3 protein-coding genes are annotated in these 4326 nt (G+C 72.7%); all 3 read right to left on the bottom strand.

All coding sequences use genetic code 11. The annotated features are described in order from the left end of the window. The coding region (locus AC31A1_RS47520) for a PEP/pyruvate-binding domain-containing protein (protein WP_489659286.1) at window positions 1-1650 on the bottom strand (1650 nt) is incomplete at its 3' end. A 333-nt stretch (window positions 1651-1983) separates the two neighbouring features. After that, window positions 1984-3471 carry a glutamate synthase subunit beta gene (locus tag AC31A1_RS47515; RefSeq protein WP_489659287.1) on the bottom strand — a complete coding sequence of 496 codons (1488 nt, stop codon included), beginning with the start codon at window positions 3469-3471 and terminating at the stop codon, window positions 1984-1986. Window positions 3472-3650: 179 nt separating this feature from the next. Beyond that, window positions 3651-4130 (bottom strand): anthrone oxygenase family protein, encoded by a 480-nt coding sequence (locus tag AC31A1_RS47510; protein WP_489659285.1) that lies wholly within the window; start codon window positions 4128-4130, stop codon window positions 3651-3653. Window positions 4131-4326 lie beyond the last annotated feature (196 nt).

Below are 4326 nucleotides of genomic sequence, written 5' to 3'. Positions count from 1 at the left end.
GTCATGTGTCGGTGTGGGGGCGGACTCTGGCGTCCGGTCGCCGGGGTCGCTCTCCCGGCTCGGTCGGGCGGCCGGTGTCTGTCGCTGGGGAGGGGTGTTCGGTGTCTGCCGCTCGGGAGGGGCGCCCGGTGTTGTCCGCTCGGCCGGCGCGACCGGCCGCTGTTCCGGGCCGGAGTTTCCGTTTGCGGAACCCGGCGCCGGGTCCTGCGGCAGGCGCCCCCGCCCGTGTCCCCGCAGGCTCGGTGCCGTGAGCGCCAGGATGGTCGGGCCGGCGGCGGCTGCCTGCTCGTCCGGGATGCCCAGGGCCCGCGTCTCCGCGAGGGCGGTCAGGGCCGCGCCCGCTGCCGTGCGGGACGTTGGCGGCTGGTGCAACAGGGCGCCGGTGAGAGCCTCTTGGGCGTGCAGGGAGACCAAGGCGCTGCGGGCCCAGCGGAGTTGGGCGGCCAGGTCGGGGCCGGGGAGTGTGCCGGGTGCCGGGACCTGGGCGAGCCGGCGGTCGATGTCCGCCACGAGGTCCGCGGCCAGCCCCGGCAGTGCCGCGGTGAGTCGGCCGACCCGCCAGGCCGCTCCGAGCCGCCGGGCTCCCGGTGCCGGGTTGAGGAGGATCAGCCAGCGGTGCCTGGGCGGGACCGCTCCGAGCAGCCGTAGATCGGCCGCGGCCCAGCCGCCGACCGTCGTGACGACCGGCACGGTCCGCAGCAGCCGACGCGGCGCGCTGCCCGCGATGTCGAGCGCGGCGGTCAGCCCATGGGCCATCGGCGTGACCCACAAGTCCTCTTCCAGCGGCTGGAGTTGCTCCGGCAGCGTCTCCGCGACCGGCCCCGGCCCGAGCAACCGCGCCCCGCGCGACGGCCGCGCCGCCATGGCGGTGATCGGCCGGCTCTGGAACAACCACAGCCGCCCGCCCTCGACTTGGTCCTCGGCGAACCCGAATCCGAACTCGATGTCCTGCGGCCCTCCGAACACCTGCCGCGCCCGGCGCGCGAGCCGGGCCAGTCGCCGTAGTTCGGAGGGTGTGAGCAGCGCGTCGGCGGTCGGTGGCTCGGTGCGCAGCAGCCGTCCCCGTCGGCTCAACCAGTAGTTGGTGCCCGCCTGTTCACCGCTGACCAGACTGTCCGGACCGCTGCGCACCGCGCTCACCAGCATCCGGTCGGTACGCCCCTCGACGGGGTCGGCACCGAACATCACCCCGCCGACCCGTGCCGTCAGCATCGGCTGCACCAGCACCGCCATCGGCGCCGTGGACCCGTCGGGCCGGTGCGCCGAATCGAGCACGGTCCGGACGGCCGTACAGAAGTCGGACCACCCACGCACATCGAGCACGGAGGTGAACTGCCCCGCCAGGGACGACTGTTCGGTGTCCTCCTGCGGCGAGGAGGACCGTACGACGAGGGGCCGCGCGCCGGAATCGGAGAGGTCCCGCCAGGCGCGGCGCACCGCGGCGGGGTCGTCGCCCGCGCCCTCGGGGATCACGAACCCGGGAAGCACGGGCAGTCCGGCCCGGGCCGCGCGGGCGAGGTTCGCCGCCTTGGAACCGGCGAACAGGGGCTGTATCGCCGTGAGTTGGTCGAGGGCGACGGCGGCGTCCGGGCGGTACGCCCCCGCCGCTTCCCGCGCGCCCCCGCCATGACGTTCGTCGAGCGTCGTCATCGACACCCTCCAGGACCGACCGCCAACAGGGGGGACGCGCGGGGGTGGCCCTGCGCCTGACGACGGAACGAAGGATGGGGGCACCGCCGCGCCCGACCCCACTCCGGGCCGACCACGACTCGCCTCCTCCGCCAATAGTCCCACCGCCGTTGGCCTACAAGTCGGCCTGAAGCCACTTTCCGGCCCGCCACCGAACGATTTCGTGAGCCGGGAGGAGAACCAGCCCGCCGCCTCGTACCGGCGCAGTACACCCCGCCTCCTCCGCAGGTGCGAGGGCGGACGTACGCCTGCTCGTCCGGCAGCAGAGGTGTCCCGACCTCTGCCTCCGCCGTCTCACACGGTCATCGGGCGGTCGTACGGCCCGATGGGCGCCGGGAGTTGGGAACTCCCCGTCAGATATCGGTCGACGGCCGCCGCCACCGCCCGCCCCTCCGCGATCGCCCACACGATCAACGACTGCCCGCGCGCCGCGTCCCCCGCGACGAACACCCCGCGCGCACTCGTCGCGAAGTCCGCGTCCCGGGTGATCGTGCCGCGCGGCGCCATCGCCAACCCCAGTTGATCGATGAGCCCGTCCTCGCGACCGGGCCCGGAGAACCCGAGGGCGAGCAGCACGAGATCGGCGGGCAGGCTGCGCCCGGAACCGTCCAACGGGCGGCGCTCCGCGTCGACTTCGACCAGGTGCAAGGACCGCACGTGCCCGTCCCCGTCACCCTCGAAGTGGAGCGTCGACGCCGCGAACAACCGCGCGTCCGCGTCCGCCGCCGGAGCCGTCTCCAGATCGCGTGCCTCCTCGTGCGCGGCCGAGAGCCGGTAGATCTTCGGATACGTCGGCCAGGGCTCCGCGTCCTCGTCGCGCTCGGCGTCCGGCTGGGCGTAGATGTCCAACTGCGTGACGGACGCGGCCTCTTCACGCACCGCCGTGCCCAGGCAGTCCGCCCCGGTGTCGCCGCCGCCCACGATCACGACATGCTTGCCGGCGGCGGACAGGGGAGAGGCCGCCAAGTCGCCCTCGCACACCCGGTTGGCCAGCGGCAGATACTCCATCGCCTGGTGGATGCCGGTCAACTCCCGTCCTGGTACGGCCAGTTCGCGCCAGGCCGTCGCTCCCGTGGCGATCACCACCGCGTCGTAGCGCGCCCGCAGTTCGGCCGCCCCGATGTCCCGCCCGACCGTCGTCGACGTACGGAACTTGGTGCCCTCGGCCCGCATCTGCTCAAGCCGCCGTTCCAGATGCCGTTTCTCCATCTTGAACTCGGGGATGCCGTACCGCATCAGGCCGCCGAGCCGGTCGTCGCGCTCGTACACGGCGACCGTGTGCCCGGCCCGCGTCAACTGCTGTGCCGCGGCGAGGCCGGTGGGCCCGGAGCCGATCACCGCGACGGTCCGCCCCGACAGCCGGTCCGGTGGGCGAGGTGGCGCGAAACCGTCGGTCCAGGCGCGGTCGGCGATGGCGACCTCGACGTTCTTGATGGTGACCGCGGGCTGGTTGATGGCGAGCACGCACCCCGCCTCGCACGGCGCCGGGCACAACCGCCCGGTGAATTCGGGGAAGTTGTTGGTGGCGTGCAGCCGGTCGGCCGCCGCGCGCCAGTCCTCCCGGCTGACCAGATCGTTCCACTCGGGGATCAGATTGCCGAGCGGGCAGGCTTCGTGGCAGAACGGGACGCCGCAGTCCATGCACCGGTCGGCCTGCTTCGTGACGATCGGCAGCAGCGCGCCCGGGACATACACCTCGTCCCAGTCCTGCACCCGCTCCGCGACGGGCCTGCGGGGCCACTCCTCGCGCGGAGTGGTCATAAAACCCTTGGGGTCGGCCATGGCCGTCTTCCTTGCGTCCGCGTACGACAGGCCGTGCGTCATCGGGCGGCACTCTTTCAGCCACGATAAGGCCCCTCGGCCGGGCGCGCAGAGTGGGGCGAGACGGCTTTCTCACCTGGCCTCGCGGGCGGCCCCGCCGGCCCTCACCAGTGCCCGCTCAGGTGATCATGTGGTTTCTCTCAGGTGAGAGCCAGGATGTACACCAGCGCGGCGGCGGCCGAGGCGACCGCGCGGACGTGATTCCACATCGTCCACTCACGCACGTACGACGGCCAGTACGCGGCGGCCTCCGGCGTCCCCGGGTCCAGCTTCAGCAGCGCCTCGTTGCGGGGCACGTTCGCGACGAGGGTCAGCCCGAACGCGCCGAACAGATACAGCGCGCTGCCCAGCAGCAACTCCACCGTTCCCTGATCCGGCCACAGCACGAACGTCACCACCGCGATCACCGCGCACACCACCGCGGAACCGGCGAACAGCAGCATGAAGGCCGGCGTCATCGCCGCCGTGTTGATCGCGTTCATCGCGGCGACCCCCTGCGCGGGCGGCAACTCCGCCAGCCCTCGCATGACCAGCACGGAGAAGCCACAGAACACCCCGGCCATCACGCCGGTCACGAGCACCCCCAGAACCGTCAGCGTCACATACGGTTCACCGATCATGCCGACATCAACTCCCGCCCGTAGAGCCGAGATCCTGCCCACCACCGACCACCGGGACAAGCCAAACCCGCCCCCGACCGGTCACCATGGCCGAGAATCGCCGGGGCACAAGCGGACGTCCACGAGACCCTCCGGGGCGACGACAGCAGCCTGGCCACCTCCTCACCCGGCCTCCGCCTCTTCCCTGGTCTCCGTT

It is taken from the genome of Streptomyces sp. P5F9, from assembly GCF_057961495.1.
This window is presented reverse-complemented; position numbering and strand designations above follow the sequence as displayed.